Origin of the sequence: Vibrio sp. 947, from assembly GCF_033339115.1 — a bacterium.
GTDB lineage: Bacteria > Pseudomonadota > Gammaproteobacteria > Enterobacterales > Vibrionaceae > Vibrio > Vibrio alginolyticus.
In genome coordinates this window covers 166898-182803 of record NZ_JAWOTX010000009.1, presented here as the reverse complement: position 1 = coordinate 182803, position 15906 = coordinate 166898, and the positions used below count along the sequence as shown (strand labels likewise).

Below are 15906 nucleotides of genomic sequence, written 5' to 3'. Positions count from 1 at the left end.
GGTTAAAGGACATCGAGTCCTTGAACATGCAACATATCAATCAAATCAATCAATGGTAGTCCGACAAGTGTGTTCGGGTCTTTACCAACTAATTTCGTAAACAAACAAATTCCCATGCCTTCGCTTTTAAAGCTGCCTGCGCAGTAAAAAGGTTCTTCCCTGTCGACGTAGCGTTCGATTTGTTCAAGCGTTAAATCTCTAAAGTGCACCTCGAAAGAATCAAAGCCGACTTCTGTATGGTTTGTCACGGTGTTATGTACCGCAAGACCAGTATAGAAAGTGATGACTTTTCCACTTTGAGCCAAAAGTTGATTTATCGCGTTATCTCTATTTAAAGGCTTGCCAACGATTTCACCATTAATGACACAAACTTGGTCACTGCCGATAACTAAACTTGCTTTATCCGTCTGGCAAGATATTGCTTTCTCTTGGGCCAGTCTCTGCACAAGTTCAGTTGGCGTTTCTTGGTCAAAAGGTGTTTCATCGCAATCAGGTGATAAACAAACGAATGGTAGTGAGAGCTTTTCAAGCAGTTGTTTACGAAAAGGGGAGGTTGAGGCTAAAACCAGTTGGTAATTTTTCATTTTGAATTACAATTCGTGGGAGCATTTCCAATAGGATAATAGATCAAAAATGATTCTGGCTAATGCTCTGTATGTTAAGCGTAAAAAAGTACAACTTTTTTGCCTTTTTCTTTGACTAATTTTGATTTGGAAGATAATATTCGCGCCCTATGCAAAAGGTAAAAATACCGCGAACGGTTGACCCAGCTAAAGCTGCACAGAAACGATTGGATTACGATGGCATCATCCAAGCTAGTCTTTTCAAGCGCTTAGTGGAAACAACTGAAGGCGTAAAACGCGACGCAGAAGTCTCATTGTCATTTGGGATGGATGAACAGCGACTCGTTGTTATCTCTGGTAAAGCTAACATCGAAGTCGATTTAGAGTGTCAGCGTTGTAATGAGGTATTCGCACATGAGTGCGAAGTTGAATTCCTTTCTACTCCTTACTACGGTGAGAAAACAGAACAGGAAGCACCAGAAATTTATGATTTGGTAGATCTAAATGAATATGGTGAATTAGACCTCATACAACTTGTTGAAGACGAGTTCATCTTAGCATTACCTCAAATTGCGATGCACGATGAAGCGGATTGTAGCGTTGATTCAAATAACATGGTTTTTGGTGAGATTCCTGAAGAAATTGAGGAAGAAAAACCGAATCCATTCGACGTTTTGAAAAGTCTGAAAAAGTAATAGGTGTGGTAGCCGATTCTTCTTCAGGTTTTTAACCCAATAGTATAGGAGTAGGGTCAATGGCCGTACAGAAAAACCGTAAAACTCGTTCTAAGCGCGGTATGCGTCGTTCACACGATGCGCTAACTACAGCTGCTCTATCTGTAGACGCGACTTCTGGTGAAACTCACCTACGCCACAACGTAACTGCTGAAGGTTACTACCGTGGTCAAAAGGTTATCAACAAGTAAGGTTGAACCTTTGCAAAGTATTACCGTTGCACTTGATGCAATGGGCGGGGATTTCGGTCCACGCGTAACAGTGCCTGCCGCCGTGCAGGCACTGTCTCATTTCCCAGAGCTAAAAGTGATTCTTATTGGTGATCAATCTCTGATCACGTCTCAATTATCTCAACTCGGTACCTCGACCAGTTCCCGCTTGACTATTCTTCACAGCGAGAAAGTTATCTCGAACTCAGAAAAACCTTCATTGGCGTTACGTAATAGCCAAAATAGTTCTATGCGTATGGCTATCGATTTGGTTTCTGAGCAGAAAGCGGATGCTTGTGTTAGTGGTGGCAACACCGGTGCATTAATGGCACTATCGCGTTTCATTCTTAAGTTACTTCCTGGCATTGAACGTCCTGCTTTAGTTTCCGCTTTACCGACGATTACCGGAAAGCGTACTTGGATGCTGGATCTGGGGGCGAATGTATCGTGCGATGCTGATAGCTTGTTCCAATTTGCTGTAATGGGCAGTGCATTAGCTGAAGAACACTTGGGTCGTCCTCCTCGCGTTGCTGTACTCAATATTGGCGCAGAAGAGATTAAAGGTAACGATTTAGTCAAACGTTGCGCAGAAATGCTTTCTCAGACCGATGCGATTAACTTTGTCGGTTATATTGAAGGTAATCAAATTTTGCATGATGTTGCGGACGTCATTGTTTGTGATGGATTTGTCGGCAACGTATGCTTAAAAGCCAGTGAGGGAACAGCTCAACTTTTTATCGAAAAAATTAAAACCAGCATAATGGCATCAACGATAAAGGGTTGGATAGCTAGAAAGTTGTTTTCTAGGCTGTTTAATGAACTAAAAACACTGAACCCCGACCAGTATAACGGCGCAAGTTTGCTAGGATTGCGCGGCATTGTCATAAAAAGCCATGGAAGTGCGGATGTATCTGCGATTGTCAATGCACTTGGCGAGGCAGTACACGAGGTCAAACGACAAGTACCAAGCCGTATTAGCGATCGTTTGGAAGCGGTTTTACTCGAGAGGCATTATTAGTCTTCATGTATAGCAAAATTTTAGGTACTGGCAGCTACCTGCCATCTCAGGTGCGTACAAACGCAGATCTAGAGAAAATGGTAGATACAAGTGATGAGTGGATCGTTGCTCGCACGGGTATTAAAGAGCGTCGAATTGCTGCAGAAAACGAAACTGTAGCAGACATGGCATTCTACGCAGCTGAAAACGCTATCGATATGGCGGGTATTGATAAAAACGATATCGACCTGATTATCGTAGCCACAACGAGCAGTAGCCATACTTTCCCTTCATCTGCGTGTCAGGTGCAGGCAAAGCTTGGCATTAAAGGTTGTCCAGCTTTTGACTTAGCCGCTGCTTGTTCTGGTTTTGTGTACGCATTATCTGTTGCAGACCAACATATCAAATCTGGTATGTGCAAAAACGTACTTGTGATTGGTTCAGATGCTTTGTCTAAAACGTGTGATCCGACAGACCGTTCAACCATTATCCTATTTGGTGATGGTGCCGGAGCCGTTGTCGTAGGCGCTAGCCAAGAGCCTGGCATTATCTCTACCCACATATACTCGGATGGTCAATTCGGAGAGCTTCTAAGCCTACCTGTACCTGTGCGGGGGCAAGATGCGGATAAATGGCTTCATATGGCTGGGAACGAAGTATTCAAAGTCGCTGTAACTCAGCTATCGAAACTAGTAAAAGATACGCTTGAAGCCAACAACATGCATAAGTCTGAACTAGACTGGCTAGTGCCGCACCAAGCGAACTACCGCATTATTTCAGCGACAGCGAAGAAACTTTCGATGTCACTAGACCAAGTCGTGATTACACTTGATAAACACGGCAACACATCAGCTGCGACGGTGCCAACAGCACTAGATGAAGCGGTACGTGATGGTCGTATTAAACGCGGTCAAACTCTGCTTCTTGAAGCGTTTGGCGGCGGATTCACTTGGGGCTCGGCCCTTGTGAAGTTCTAAGTTTCACAAGAATTCAAAATTTAAGGTGCACTTGGTGCATCTTATTTCTTTTTACTTTGCTTAAAGGAAAACAACATGAGCAAGTTTGCTATCGTATTTCCAGGTCAAGGTTCTCAAGCTGTAGGTATGCTTGCAGAACTAGGCGAACAATATGACGTAGTAAAACAAACATTTGCAGAAGCATCTGACGCACTAGGTTACGATCTATGGGCGCTTGTTCAAAATGGACCTGCAGAAGATTTAAACGAGACTTTCCGTACTCAACCAGCTTTGCTAGCTTCATCTGTTGCAATCTGGCGTGTATGGCAGGAACTTGGCTTAGAGCAACCAGCAAACCTAGCCGGTCACAGCCTAGGTGAGTACTCAGCACTTGTATGTGCGGGTGTTATCGACTTTAAAGAAGCCATCAAGCTGGTTGAATTACGTGGTCAACTTATGCAAGAAGCAGTACCAGCTGGTACTGGCGCAATGTACGCGATTATCGGTTTGGCTGATGATGCGATTGCAAAAGCGTGTGAAGACGCAGCGCAAGGCGAAGTGGTCTCTCCAGTAAACTTTAACTCGCCTGGTCAAGTCGTTATCGCTGGTAGCAAAGACGCAGTAGAGCGAGCTGGTGCGCTATGTAAAGAAGCTGGTGCGAAGCGTGCGCTTCCTCTTCCTGTTTCAGTACCTTCACACTGTGCACTTATGAAGCCAGCAGCGGAAAAACTTGCTGTAGCTCTTGAGTCTATCGAATTTAACTCACCACAGCTGCCAGTTATCAACAACGTTGATGTGGTTGCTGAGACAGATCCTGCAAAAATCAAAGATGCGCTTGTTCGTCAGCTACATAGCCCAGTTCGTTGGACTGAAACAGTTGAACTGATGCACGAACAAGGCGTAGAAAATCTTCTTGAGCTTGGTCCTGGTAAAGTTTTAACAGGTCTAACAAAACGTATCGTGAAAACGCTAACTGCAGCAGCAGTGAATGATATCGCATCGCTAGACGCTGCGAAGTAATCCATCAAGCGATAAATTTGCGATAAGAAAAGGAAACACAACATGATGAATCTAGAAGGTAAGATCGCGCTAGTTACCGGCGCAAGCCGTGGTATTGGCCGCGCGATCGCGGAACTTCTTGTCGAGCGAGGTGCTACGGTTATCGGTACTGCTACTTCTGAAAGTGGTGCGGCTGCTATCAGCGAGTATCTTGGTGATAACGGTAAAGGCTTAGCGCTTAACGTGACTGATGTCGAGTCTATCGAAGCGACATTAAAAACGATCAACGAAGAATTTGGTGTGATCGATATTCTGGTGAATAACGCTGGTATTACTCGTGACAACCTATTGATGCGCATGAAAGATGATGAGTGGAACGACATCATCGATACCAACCTAACGCCTATCTACCGCATGTCTAAAGCGGTTTTACGCGGTATGATGAAAAAACGTGCGGGTCGTATCATCAACGTAGGCTCTGTTGTTGGTACCATGGGTAATGCTGGTCAAACTAACTACGCAGCAGCGAAAGCGGGCGTGATTGGTTTTACTAAATCAATGGCTCGTGAAGTTGCGTCTCGTGGTGTAACAGTGAACACTGTTGCTCCTGGTTTCATCGAAACTGACATGACTAAGGCGCTAAGTGATGACCAACGTGCGGCAACTTTGTCGAACGTGCCAGCAGGTCGTTTAGGTGACCCACGTGAAATTGCATCAGCAGTAGTTTTCCTTGCTTCTCCTGAAGCAGCGTACATTACTGGTGAAACTTTGCATGTAAATGGTGGCATGTACATGGTTTAATGCGACAGTTTATGCAAAATAAGCTATTTTACATTGTGAAAAATAGCCTATAGTTGCAGTTAACTGTCATGAACTTGTCATGCTTATGCGCAAGATTTGTGCATGATTTAAGTCAAAAATGTATTGAAATTCGGTTAAATTCGCTAATTTTGTGGTTTGACCAGCAAGGACCCCCTTGCAACTTTCAATAGTTCGAATAAACTACGGAATCATCGCATTAGGCGAAATCTGTAAAGGAAAAGAAAAATGAGCAACATCGAAGAACGCGTAAAGAAAATCATTGTTGAACAGCTAGGTGTAGACGAAGCAGAAGTTAAAAACGAAGCTTCTTTCGTTGATGATCTAGGTGCTGATTCTCTAGACACTGTAGAACTAGTTATGGCTCTAGAAGAGGAATTCGACACTGAGATTCCTGACGAAGAAGCTGAGAAGATCACTACTGTTCAAGCTGCAATCGACTACGTAAACAGCGCTCAGTAATTAGCTCTCCCAGGCGGTCTCCTAGACCGCCTGTGTTCTTTCTAACTTCTTCTATCCTCTCATAGAAATATTCAATTCCCGGAGAATTATATCGTGTCCAAGCGTCGTGTAGTTGTCACTGGCATGGGTATGTTGTCACCGGTAGGCAACACAGTAGAATCATCTTGGAAAGCCCTGCTAGAAGGTCAAAGTGGTATCGTAAATATCGAGCACTTTGATACTACGAACTTCTCAACTCGTTTTGCAGGTCTTGTTAAAGATTTCGATTGCACAGAGTACATGTCTAAAAAAGATGCTCGTAAGATGGACCTTTTCATCCAGTACGGCATTGCAGCGGGTATTCAAGCTCTTGATAACTCTGGCTTACAAATTACCGAAGAAAATGCGGCTCGAGTTGGTGTTGCTATCGGCTCAGGCATTGGCGGTCTTGACCTTATCGAAACTGGCCATACTGCATTAGTAGACAAAGGCCCTCGCAAAGTTAGCCCATTTTTTGTTCCTTCGACCATTGTAAACATGGTTGCAGGTAACCTATCTATCATGCGTGGTCTCCGTGGTCCAAATATCGCGATTTCTACCGCATGTACTACTGGCCTGCATAATATCGGCCATGCAGCACGTATGATTGCCTACGGCGATGCAGATGCGATGGTTGCTGGTGGTGCAGAAAAAGCTTCTACGCCTCTTGGCATGGCTGGCTTCGGTGCAGCTAAAGCACTATCTACTCGTAATGAAGAGCCTCAAAAAGCGTCTCGCCCATGGGATAAAGGCCGTGATGGTTTTGTTCTAGGTGATGGTGCTGGCATGATGGTGCTTGAAGAGTACGAACACGCAAAAGCACGTGGCGCGAAGATTTACGCAGAACTGGTTGGTTTTGGTATGTCTGGTGATGCTTACCACATGACTTCTCCAAGCGAAGATGGCTCTGGTGGTGCACTTGCGATGGAAGCGGCAATGCGTGACGCGAACATCACAGGTACCCAAGTAGGTTATGTGAATGCTCACGGTACATCTACTCCTGCTGGCGACGTTGCAGAAATCAAGGGCGTGAAACGTGCTCTTGGTGAAGAAGGTGCGAAGAAAGTACTTGTATCATCAACTAAGTCTATGACTGGTCACCTATTAGGTGCAGCAGGCTCTGTTGAAGCAATTATCACGGTTATGTCTTTGGTTGACCAAATCGTTCCACCAACGATTAACCTTGATGATCCAGAAGAAGGTCTAGACATCGACCTTGTGCCGCACACTGCGCGCAAAGTTGAAGGTATGGAATACGCTATCTGTAACTCGTTTGGCTTTGGTGGTACAAACGGTTCTTTGATCTTCAAAAAGTTCGCTGAGTAACACTATCTAACCTTATTTAGATAAGCGAAACTTGTATTCTAACGGCTCGATGCTTAGCATTGAGCCGTTTTGTTTTATTTGTTGTCTGCTAATTTGAAGGTACGTGAATGTTTTGGGTAAATGGAGTTCCGCAAACGCATGTAGAGCTAGGTGATCGCTCATTCCAATACGGTGATGGAGGCTTTACCACCATCCTGACCCAAAATGGAGAGTTGGTTTACTGGCAGGAGCATACTGAGCGCATGAGTGCTTGCCTTGACGCTTTGAAGATCTCTTCACCTGACTGGAAAGTTGTGCATGGTTGGGCAAGCAAAGCGGTTTTATCTGACGCACGAGCGGGGGTGAAGATTCACGTTAGCCGCGGTATTGGCGGGCGAGGGTATAGCCCTAATGGGATTAAAGGCCCTATCGTGACGATTTCCAATTTTGCATTTCCTTCTCATTATTCATCTTGGCAAGAACAAGGTGTGGACTTGGGCGTTTGTAATACTCGTCTAGGGATTCAACCTTTACTTGCGGGACATAAGCACAACAACCGTTTAGAGCAGATTCTCGCCAAGGCTGAAATCGACAATACAGAGTTTGCAGATGCAATAACGTTAAATGTGCAAAACCATGTCATTGAAACTACAATGGCCAACCTTTTTTGGGTTAAAGGTAATAAAGTATTTACGCCGGAGCTGACCTTATCAGGCGTTACGGGCGTAATGCGTCGTAAGGTGCTTGAGTTACTTAAAGTAAGTCATATTGAAGTCATCGAGGGGCGTTTTATACTTCCAGATTTGCTGAGTGCTGACGAGGCTTTCATGTGTAACTCAATATTAGGTGTCGCACCTATTCGCAGCATAGTGACATCGAACTCTAAGACTATATTTCCGATAGGAAAATTGACTCAACGACTGCAAGGGAATTTAACTACGTGATTAAAAAACTGTTGGCTTTTGTTGTGCTGATCGCAGTGATAGGCGCAGCAGCTGTTTTTTATATAATTTCACAGGCTAAACAATACGTTGAAAAGCCTATTCTATTGGAACAACCTCAGCTGTTTACTGTAGAAAGTGGTACAAGCTTTCATCATGTCATGCGCGCCTTAGTTGAAGGTGAGGTGATTGAAACATCGGAGTACATCCGTTTAATTCCTCACTTATATCCAGAATTGTTGCAAGTGCGAGCGGGTACTTACCAACTTGAGCCTGGTATGTCACTTTCGCAAACATTGGAGCATCTGAATACTGGAAAAGAATACCAGTTTGCGATCACTTTTGTTGAAGGCAGCCGCTTTTCTGAATGGGTAGATCAACTAAAAAGTGCTCCTTATTTAAAGCATGATTTAACCGATCTTTCAGAAAAAGAAATGGCTGCGAAGCTCGGAATTGAGAGAGAAAAGCTAGAAGGGTTGTTTTTAGCAGAAACCTACCATTACACAGCGGGTGCGAGTGAAAGCCAGTTATTAAAACGAGCGCATCGAAAACTCAATAAAATACTGGATGCTAACTGGGAAGCGCGTCAAGAAAAGCTGCCATTACAGGACAAATATGAAGCCTTGATTCTCGCGTCTATCATCGAGAAAGAGACGGCTATTGATTCTGAGCGTGAGCGCGTCGCTTCTGTGTTTATCAACCGATTGAACAAACGCATGCGGTTACAAACTGATCCGACAGTTATTTATGGTATGGGTGACGCCTACGATGGCAACATTCGTAAGAAAGATTTGCGTACGCCGACACCATATAACACCTATACCATCAATGGTTTGCCACCAACACCGATTGCGATGGCTGGTGAAGCTTCCATTGAAGCGGCTTTGAATCCAGAAAGCAGCAACTATTTATATTTTGTAGCAAGTGGAAAGGGCGGACATGTATTTTCGAAATCCCTTGCTGAGCACAACCGTGCTGTTCGTGCCTATTTAAGAGAACTAAGAAAGAACAAATGATGAAAGCAAACTTTATTGTCGTTGAAGGCCTAGAAGGCGCGGGTAAAAGCACTGCGATTAAAACCGTTTTAGATACGCTAAAAGCGGCCGGTATTGAGGATATCGTAAATACCCGTGAGCCAGGAGGCACACCGCTAGCAGAAAAAATGCGCGCTCTGGTGAAAGAAGAGCACGAAGGCGAAGAACTTAAGGACATGACGGAGTTGCTTCTTCTGTACGCTGCACGTGTTCAGTTGGTTGAGAACGTGATCAAACCAGCTTTGGAAAACGGTCAGTGGGTGGTTGGTGACCGACACGATATGTCGTCGCAAGCTTATCAAGGTGGTGGCCGTCAGATTGACGCATCGTTAATGAAAAATCTCCGGGATACAACGCTTGGTGATTTTAAACCTGCTCTCACTCTCTATATGGATATTGACCCTCGTGTTGGGCTTGAGCGTGCACGTGGGCGTGGTGAGTTAGATCGTATAGAGAAGATGGATATTAGTTTCTTCGAGCGTACACGTGAGCGTTATTTGGAGATTGCTCATGCCGATCCTTCCATCGTTATCATTAACGCAGAACAGACGATTGAAGGCGTGTCGCGTGATATTCGGGACGCTCTAAACGAGTGGCTAGCTCGTCAATAAGTGAAACGTAAATTTAGGTGACTCATGTTAAATGATTATCCATGGCTACAGCCAATATGGGATAACCTCAAAGTAGGGTTAGAGTCGGACAGAATACCAGGTGCGCTTTTATTACAAAGCGAGCAGGGCTTGGGCATCGAAAAACTTATCGAGTTTTTTAGCCAAGTACTTCTTTGCCAAAATTACGCGAGTGAAGCATGCGGTTTTTGTCATAGCTGCCAGCTAAATCAATCTCAAAACCACCCTGATTTACACTGGATCAAGCCAGAGAAAGAAGGAAAGGCGATAACGGTGGACCAAATTCGCGCTTGTAACCGTCTTGCTCAGGAATCATCTCAGCTTAATGGTTACCGCCTATTTGTAATAGAACCGGCGGACTCTATGAACGAGTCGGCATCGAATGCGCTGTTAAAGACGCTAGAAGAGCCTGGGGCAAAGTGCTTGTTTTTGCTCGTTACCCACAATCAGGAGCGTCTGCTCCCAACGATTCGTAGCCGTTGCCAACACTGGGTTGTTGCGCCTCCGTCAGCGGAACAAGCGATGCAATGGATGCACGAACAAGGGGCGAAGCAAGTTCCTGCTTATGCCTTAAAACTGAATATGGGCTCTCCAATAAAAACATTGGATGCGTTAAATAATGGTGAGCTCGAAGCTTACTTGGCTTTTGAACGCAGTTTTATTAAGGCAATGTCTTCGCCTGTTTCAGACGTTTCTGAGTGTGCTTCTTTAATCGCTAAACACTCAGAGCAATCATTAGACTGGGCATGGTATTTACTGACAGATGCTCAGAAAGCGCAGTTTGGTGTATCAGAAGCTCAAATGCTTCCGGGCGCGACAAAGTTTCAACCGGACAACTATAACGGTTTGTACTCATCAGCGAAGGCGCTGATGAACCTGAAAGCTCAGGTGCAAGCCTTTCCTGGCCTGAACCTTGAACTACTATCAATGAATTGGTTAATTGAATCACGAGAGGCATTATGTTCGTAGATTCTCATTGTCATTTAGACAAATTGAATTACGACGATCTCCACATCAATGTGGAAGACGTTATTAACAAAGCTAAACAAGCAAACGTAACTGAGCTACTTTCTGTTGGAGTAACGCTGGATTCTTTCCCGAAAATGATGGAAATGATCGAGCCTTATGACAATGTTTATGCTTCGTGCGGTGTGCACCCACTTGATGTTGAAAGCGACTTTTCGATGGACGTATTGCGCCACCATGCGTCGAATGCAAAAGTCGTCGCTATTGGCGAAACGGGTTTAGATTATCATTACAAGCCCGAAACGGCCGCGTTACAGAAAGAGCGCTTTGAGCAACACGTTGATCTTGCAGTGGAGCTCAACAAACCTTTAATTATCCATACCAGAAACGCACGTGCGGATACTCTAGATATTTTGCGTAAGGGTGGGGCAGAGAAATGTGGTGGTGTTATCCACTGTTTTACAGAAGATCTTCCATTTGCTGAAGCTGCACTGGAGCTGGGGTTTTATATTTCTATCTCGGGGATTGTTACTTTCCGTCAAGCTACAGAGTTAAAAGAAGTGGTGAAGACTCTACCTTTAGAGAAGCTTCTTATTGAGACAGATTCTCCTTACTTGGCTCCTGTCCCTCATCGTGGCAAAGAGAATCAACCCGCTTACGTTGTCGAAGTCGCTTCTTATATTGCGCAACTCAAATCGTGCTCTCTTTCTGAAGTGGCACAAAAAACCACCGAAAACTTCCGAAATCTTTTTTTGTGATGAAAAAATAATAAGAGCATAAAAAAGGAGCTTAGGCTCCTTTTTTGTTGATAAAAACAACAGATACGCTCACGAGTTTAATGTTTACTAAAAATGTTGATTTAATAACATTCAAAAATCACAAATGTAATTTTGTTACTAAAAATAACATTGAGGCGTATTTTATTTACGCCTTAAAATTAATTATATAAATAATTAATTCTTTATAAAACAGTAATATAAGTGCAATGCAAACCTTTTCATCGGCTGTTTTTGGGTGTGATCCAAGACTTGTTTTGAAACTAAATTTCGTAACTGTGTGGAAAGTTTGAGGGTCATCAATATATATTTAGAGCCGGAAAATATAATGCAGTTGTGGTTACATTTTCATTGGGTGCTAACCTTTAGGCTACGGGGGTGTGCCGTTAGTGCCCAAATAATACTTATAAATTTATCAGGAGCATAAACATGTTTAAGAACCTTTTTGCTAACCTGCAAAAAGTTGGTAAGGCTCTGATGCTTCCAGTATCAGTTTTACCAGTTGCAGGTATTTTATTAGGTGTGGGTGCTGCCCATCTAAGCTTTATTCCAGAGATCGTTTCTAATCTTATGGAACAAGCTGGTGGTTCAGTATTCGGCCAAATGGCACTTCTATTTGCAGTAGGTGTAGCTCTAGGCTTCACTAACAACGACGGTGTTGCAGGTCTTGCAGCTATCGTTGGTTACGGCATCATGACGGCAACGCTAGGTGTAATGGCGGGCGTTATGGGTGTTGAGAAAATCGATACAGGTGTACTAGGTGGTATCCTTGTCGGTGGTGTGGCTGCTTGGGCATTCAACCGTTTCTTCAAAATCCAACTTCCAGAGTACCTTGGCTTCTTCGCTGGTAAGCGCGCAGTGCCAATCATCACTGGTTTTGCTGCGATCATCCTAGGTGTTATCCTTTCTGTTATCTGGCCACCAATTGGCGGTGCAATTTCTGCATTCTCTGATTGGGCTGCACACCAAAACCCACAGCTAGCATTCGGTATCTACGGTGTTGTTGAGCGTTCTCTAATCCCATTCGGTCTACACCACGTATGGAACGTACCGTTCTTCTTCGAAGCAGGTTCCTGTGTTAACGCTGCCGGTGAAGCTCAAAATGGTGTACTAACTTGTTACCTAGTTGCTGATGAAGCATCTCGTGCTGCTGGTAATGGCTTCGGTCAGCTAGCGGGTGGTTACATGTTCAAGATGTTCGGTCTACCAGCTGCAGCAATCGCAATTGCTCATTGTGCTAAACCAGAAAACCGTGCAAAAGTAATGGGTATCATGGCGTCAGCTGCACTGACTTCATTCCTAACTGGTATTACTGAGCCAATCGAATTCTCATTCCTATTCGTTGCTCCACTACTATACGGTATCCACGCTCTACTAGCTGGTTCTGCATACATCGTTTCGAACACTCTAGGCTTTGTACACGGTACTTCTTTCTCTCACGGTCTGATCGACTTCCTAGTTCTATCTGGTAACGCTCAGAAGATGGTGCTAATGATTGCCGTTGGTCTAGTTTACGCAGTAATTTACTACGTAGTGTTCCGTGGTGTAATCACAGCGCTTGATCTAAAAACACCTGGCCGTGAAGATGAAACGGAAAGTGCAGCTGTAACTTCTGGCTCTGATATGGGCGGTGAACTGGTTGCAGCGTTTGGCGGTAAAGCTAACATTACTGGTCTAGATGCATGTATCACACGTCTACGTGTAGCAGTTGCAGATACAGCAGCTGTTGACCAAGACAAGCTAAAACAACTAGGCGCTGCTGGTGTTGTAGTTGTAGCTGGTGGTGTACAGGCTATCTTCGGTACTAAGTCTGATAACCTAAAAACTGAAATGGATGAGTGGATTCGTAACCACGGTTAATCGCAGTCATTCATAGTAATGCATAAAAGGAGGCTTCGGCCTCCTTTTTTAGTTCCTATTTTATTAACTGACAGTTCCTTTTTAGTGTGATCCTAAACTCATCTTTACTTTTGTCAGCTTTTTCATACATCGAGCTTACCCATCGTTGACATATTGATATGCCATTATGTTTGAATAGCGAATAATGTTTTTTTGAATAATTGATAACGTGTATGAAGAACAAATTCATTTTAGTTTTGGGACTAGTTTCTAGTACGGCAATGGCGGCAAGCGAACCAACGGATCTATCAGTTGGTATGGCTGTCGATCAACAATTAAGTGTTGTTGTAGAGTTAGATAACAAATATCGTGGCATTATCGGAAACGATGGTATGGCGTTTGATTACATCGCTAAGCGTGGAACATTCGATCAAAACATGCCTGTGACTTGGTATGTCGGCGTTGGTGGCTGGTATGAATGGGATGACGAGTTTGGTGTGAGAGTACCACTTGGTGTGAACTGGGATTTATCACGCGGCTGGGACCTTTATGGTCAAATACACCCAGAGCTAGATCTTTACAAAGGTGCTGACTTGCAACTTGGCGGCGCCGTTGGCATCAAGTACAGTTTCTAGAATTGAACTAATGTATGTATAAAAAAACGCCGGTAACTACCGGCGTTTTTTTATGTGGAACTTAACGTTCTATTGTTTATCCATGGCTCGCTTGATGCAAACGGCAGCGCCGCCCCAAGTGATACCTAAACCAATAACCATCATAATAATTGCGCTGATTGTCATTTTGCTGTCTCCTTGCGGTTCACTGCGTTGATCACTAGACCAAAGATAAAGAGTGCGGCGATAAGTGCCCAGCCTAAAGTTAGATCATAGCCACCGTAGCCTTCAGTAATTAGGGCGTATAGCTTGGTCGCTAAGATAATGGCGAGCATGATTGATGTAACGAAGCGTAAGCAGATCTCGAACCATTGACCAACAGAGAAATCAGAGCGCTCGTTAACGTAATTACGTACTTCTGGCACGCGCTTCAATAGCCACGCCATCAAGACAATCTCAACCAGACCACCAACCATGATGCCAACGTTGTTTGCAAAGTGGTCTACTAGATCGAGTAGCAGCAGACCGCCATTGGTAGCAAACGCCATAGAGACAACGAAGCCAATACCAATCACAACATTTGCAGCTTTTTTACGGCTCCACTTCAGCTTGTCGATAATGGCTGAAGTTACGGCTTCCATAATTGAAATATGCGAACTTAGACCAGCAACCACCAGTGCAAAGAAGAACAGTGGACCAAGAATATATGGGGCAGGTAGTAGGTTAATTGCCGCAGGTAAAGTAACAAAAGCCAAGCCAACGCCTGCAGATACCACCTCTGTTAACGGCTTACCTTGCTCTTGAGCCATGTAACCCAATACTGAGAAGATCATGATGCCGGCTAGGATCGAGAAGCCACAGTTGATCAACACGGTCATAAACGCGTTATTCGTTATGTCTGACTTTTCTGGTAGGTAGCTAGAGTAAGCTAGCATGATGGCGAAGCCGATACTTAGCGTAAAGAAGATCTGACCATATGCCGCTGCCCATACTTTCACATCCCAAATTTTGCTGAAATCGGGTTCGAACATGTAGTTCACGCCATCTAGAGCTCCTGGCAAGAAAATCATACGTCCGATTAAGAAAATCACCATCAAGAATAGGATTGGCATCATAATTTTAGATGCTCGTTCAATTCCTGATTTCACGCCTTTGGCAATGGCGGTGTAAGTAATTGCCCAAGCAATTACCATGGATAAAGCAATCTTCCATTGAATACTGCCTAAGTCTGTTGGTGAGTTGTCACCTAGCTTTAGGTATTCACTAAAGAAAAATGCGTTGGTATCGGTTCCCCAACCTTGAGTGAACGACAACCCAAAGTAAGAAATCGACCAACCGATAACAGCCACATAGTAAACGGCAATAACTGCAGCCACACCAACTTGGAACCAGCCAAGCCATTCAAATTTAGAATGAATTTTCGCAAGTGTTTTTGGTGCCGAGCCTCGGTATTTTTGTCCCATACTGAACTCAAGGATCATAAATGGAATACCGGCAGTGATCATGGCAAAAATGTAAGGAATAAAAAATGCGCCGCCACCGTTTTCATAGGCCATGTATGGGAAACGCCAAATGTTTCCCAAACCGATAGCAGACCCAACTGCTGCTAAGATGAATCCCGCCCGGGATCCCCATTGTTCTCGCTTCATATTTGACTCCTATAAGACTCCCTGAGGAATGAAGCTCTCTACGTAACACAGTAATAATTGCGCCAACAGTTGGAAGAAAGGACCGCTGTTATCCATCAGCTTTTCTATCCTTAATTCTAACTTCTTATAATTTTATAGAGCTATATTCTGGCTACTGTAAGAGAAAGTAGATTATTAATCTTAAAATTTTGATGTGTGTTTGATAAAACTGAAATATTTATCTGTTTTCACTGATCAGACTAACTTCTAATAATACTTAGCGCAATAGAATCTAAATGTTAATTCAGATGCGTTGTCTGGTTTTAATCTTGTTAAATTTGAGTTTGATTGTGGTTTTGTGTGGGTGATTGGTTGTTTGTCTGGAATAAATGACTGGGATCTAATAATTGCTTTGGT

Annotated in this window: 18 protein-coding genes; 15 read left to right on the top strand and 3 right to left on the bottom strand. The window is 43.9% G+C overall.

Translation table 11 applies throughout. From position 1 onward, the window contains the following. Positions 1-2: 2 nt before the first annotated feature. On the bottom strand, positions 3-584 hold the full coding sequence (locus R7Q39_RS13895; protein WP_005380845.1) for a Maf family protein: 582 nt from the start codon (positions 582-584) through the stop codon (positions 3-5). Between the two features lie 149 nt (positions 585-733). Here R7Q39_RS13895 and yceD point away from each other — a divergent pair, with 149 nt between their 5' ends. From yceD to R7Q39_RS13820, 15 genes are all read left to right on the top strand, one after another. Beyond that, positions 734-1258, top strand: coding sequence for a 23S rRNA accumulation protein YceD (yceD, locus tag R7Q39_RS13890; RefSeq protein WP_005387307.1), 525 nt, complete (start codon positions 734-736; stop codon positions 1256-1258). A 59-nt stretch (positions 1259-1317) separates the two neighbouring features. Next, positions 1318-1488, top strand: coding sequence for a 50S ribosomal protein L32 (gene rpmF, locus R7Q39_RS13885; RefSeq protein WP_005396978.1), 171 nt, complete (start codon positions 1318-1320; stop codon positions 1486-1488). Between the two features lie 10 nt (positions 1489-1498). Then, entirely contained in the window at positions 1499-2524 is a 1026-nt protein-coding gene (plsX, locus tag R7Q39_RS13880) for a phosphate acyltransferase PlsX (protein ID WP_017633846.1), read from the top strand. A 5-nt stretch (positions 2525-2529) separates the two neighbouring features. Beyond that, the gene (locus tag R7Q39_RS13875) at positions 2530-3480 is read left to right on the top strand and encodes a beta-ketoacyl-ACP synthase III (protein ID WP_017821385.1); all 951 of its coding nucleotides are present in this window, start codon (positions 2530-2532) and stop codon (positions 3478-3480) included. Positions 3481-3555: 75 nt separating this feature from the next. Then, complete coding sequence (gene fabD, locus R7Q39_RS13870) at positions 3556-4479, top strand: ACP S-malonyltransferase (protein ID WP_005387313.1); 924 nt, start codon at positions 3556-3558, stop codon at positions 4477-4479. A 45-nt stretch (positions 4480-4524) separates the two neighbouring features. After that, positions 4525-5259, top strand: a complete 735-nt coding sequence (gene fabG, locus R7Q39_RS13865; RefSeq protein ID WP_025767222.1) for a 3-oxoacyl-ACP reductase FabG — start codon at positions 4525-4527, stop codon at positions 5257-5259. Positions 5260-5505: 246 nt separating this feature from the next. Then, positions 5506-5739 carry an acyl carrier protein gene (acpP, locus tag R7Q39_RS13860; RefSeq protein WP_004406112.1) on the top strand — a complete coding sequence of 78 codons (234 nt, stop codon included), beginning with the start codon at positions 5506-5508 and terminating at the stop codon, positions 5737-5739. 93 nt (positions 5740-5832) lie between these two features. Beyond that, positions 5833-7083 (top strand): beta-ketoacyl-ACP synthase II, encoded by a 1251-nt coding sequence (gene fabF / locus R7Q39_RS13855; protein ID WP_318076385.1) that lies wholly within the window; start codon positions 5833-5835, stop codon positions 7081-7083. 107 nt (positions 7084-7190) lie between these two features. Further along, the gene (gene pabC / locus R7Q39_RS13850) at positions 7191-8006 is read left to right on the top strand and encodes an aminodeoxychorismate lyase (RefSeq protein ID WP_042523095.1); all 816 of its coding nucleotides are present in this window, start codon (positions 7191-7193) and stop codon (positions 8004-8006) included. Continuing rightward, the gene (mltG, locus tag R7Q39_RS13845) at positions 8003-9019 is read left to right on the top strand and encodes an endolytic transglycosylase MltG (protein WP_042523092.1); all 1017 of its coding nucleotides are present in this window, start codon (positions 8003-8005) and stop codon (positions 9017-9019) included. The genes pabC and mltG overlap by 4 nt, the downstream gene beginning before the upstream one ends. Then, positions 9016-9648 carry a dTMP kinase gene (tmk, locus tag R7Q39_RS13840; protein WP_005387350.1) on the top strand — a complete coding sequence of 211 codons (633 nt, stop codon included), beginning with the start codon at positions 9016-9018 and terminating at the stop codon, positions 9646-9648. Before mltG ends, tmk begins: the two co-directional genes overlap by 4 nt. 24 nt (positions 9649-9672) lie before the next feature. After that, positions 9673-10635 carry a DNA polymerase III subunit delta' gene (locus R7Q39_RS13835; protein ID WP_054577647.1) on the top strand — a complete coding sequence of 321 codons (963 nt, stop codon included), beginning with the start codon at positions 9673-9675 and terminating at the stop codon, positions 10633-10635. Further along, positions 10626-11390 carry a TatD family hydrolase gene (locus tag R7Q39_RS13830; protein WP_054577648.1) on the top strand — a complete coding sequence of 255 codons (765 nt, stop codon included), beginning with the start codon at positions 10626-10628 and terminating at the stop codon, positions 11388-11390. The genes R7Q39_RS13835 and R7Q39_RS13830 overlap by 10 nt, the downstream gene beginning before the upstream one ends. A 447-nt stretch (positions 11391-11837) precedes the next feature. Continuing rightward, the gene (ptsG, locus tag R7Q39_RS13825; protein ID WP_005372959.1) at positions 11838-13268 is read left to right on the top strand and encodes a PTS glucose transporter subunit IIBC; all 1431 of its coding nucleotides are present in this window, start codon (positions 11838-11840) and stop codon (positions 13266-13268) included. Positions 13269-13480: 212 nt separating this feature from the next. Then, on the top strand, positions 13481-13882 hold the full coding sequence (locus R7Q39_RS13820; protein ID WP_005372960.1) for a hypothetical protein: 402 nt from the start codon (positions 13481-13483) through the stop codon (positions 13880-13882). Between the two features lie 69 nt (positions 13883-13951). Here R7Q39_RS13820 and R7Q39_RS13815 read toward each other — a convergent pair whose 3' ends face one another. Beyond that, complete coding sequence (locus tag R7Q39_RS13815) at positions 13952-14047, bottom strand: MetS family NSS transporter small subunit (protein WP_005372963.1); 96 nt, start codon at positions 14045-14047, stop codon at positions 13952-13954. Next, positions 14044-15510, bottom strand: coding sequence for a sodium-dependent transporter (locus R7Q39_RS13810; protein ID WP_258488631.1), 1467 nt, complete (start codon positions 15508-15510; stop codon positions 14044-14046). Before R7Q39_RS13810 ends, R7Q39_RS13815 begins: the two co-directional genes overlap by 4 nt. Positions 15511-15906: the final 396 nt, after the last annotated feature.

What these genes read in the sequence shown, in the direction of transcription:
- R7Q39_RS13895 (WP_005380845.1), bottom strand. Translation starts at nt 584, where the DNA reads ATGAAAAATTACCAACTGGTTTTAGCCTCAACCTCCCCTTTTCGTAAA.
- yceD (WP_005387307.1), top strand. Translation starts at nt 734, where the DNA reads ATGCAAAAGGTAAAAATACCGCGAACGGTTGACCCAGCTAAAGCTGCA.
- rpmF (WP_005396978.1), top strand. Translation starts at nt 1,318, where the DNA reads ATGGCCGTACAGAAAAACCGTAAAACTCGTTCTAAGCGCGGTATGCGT.
- R7Q39_RS13875 (WP_017821385.1), top strand. Translation starts at nt 2,530, where the DNA reads ATGTATAGCAAAATTTTAGGTACTGGCAGCTACCTGCCATCTCAGGTG.
- fabD (WP_005387313.1), top strand. Translation starts at nt 3,556, where the DNA reads ATGAGCAAGTTTGCTATCGTATTTCCAGGTCAAGGTTCTCAAGCTGTA.
- fabG (WP_025767222.1), top strand. Translation starts at nt 4,525, where the DNA reads ATGAATCTAGAAGGTAAGATCGCGCTAGTTACCGGCGCAAGCCGTGGT.
- acpP (WP_004406112.1), top strand. Translation starts at nt 5,506, where the DNA reads ATGAGCAACATCGAAGAACGCGTAAAGAAAATCATTGTTGAACAGCTA.
- pabC (WP_042523095.1), top strand. Translation starts at nt 7,191, where the DNA reads ATGTTTTGGGTAAATGGAGTTCCGCAAACGCATGTAGAGCTAGGTGAT.
- tmk (WP_005387350.1), top strand. Translation starts at nt 9,016, where the DNA reads ATGATGAAAGCAAACTTTATTGTCGTTGAAGGCCTAGAAGGCGCGGGT.
- R7Q39_RS13835 (WP_054577647.1), top strand. Translation starts at nt 9,673, where the DNA reads ATGTTAAATGATTATCCATGGCTACAGCCAATATGGGATAACCTCAAA.
- R7Q39_RS13830 (WP_054577648.1), top strand. Translation starts at nt 10,626, where the DNA reads ATGTTCGTAGATTCTCATTGTCATTTAGACAAATTGAATTACGACGAT.
- ptsG (WP_005372959.1), top strand. Translation starts at nt 11,838, where the DNA reads ATGTTTAAGAACCTTTTTGCTAACCTGCAAAAAGTTGGTAAGGCTCTG.
- R7Q39_RS13820 (WP_005372960.1), top strand. Translation starts at nt 13,481, where the DNA reads ATGAAGAACAAATTCATTTTAGTTTTGGGACTAGTTTCTAGTACGGCA.
- R7Q39_RS13815 (WP_005372963.1), bottom strand. Translation starts at nt 14,047, where the DNA reads ATGACAATCAGCGCAATTATTATGATGGTTATTGGTTTAGGTATCACT.
- R7Q39_RS13810 (WP_258488631.1), bottom strand. Translation starts at nt 15,510, where the DNA reads ATGAAGCGAGAACAATGGGGATCCCGGGCGGGATTCATCTTAGCAGCA.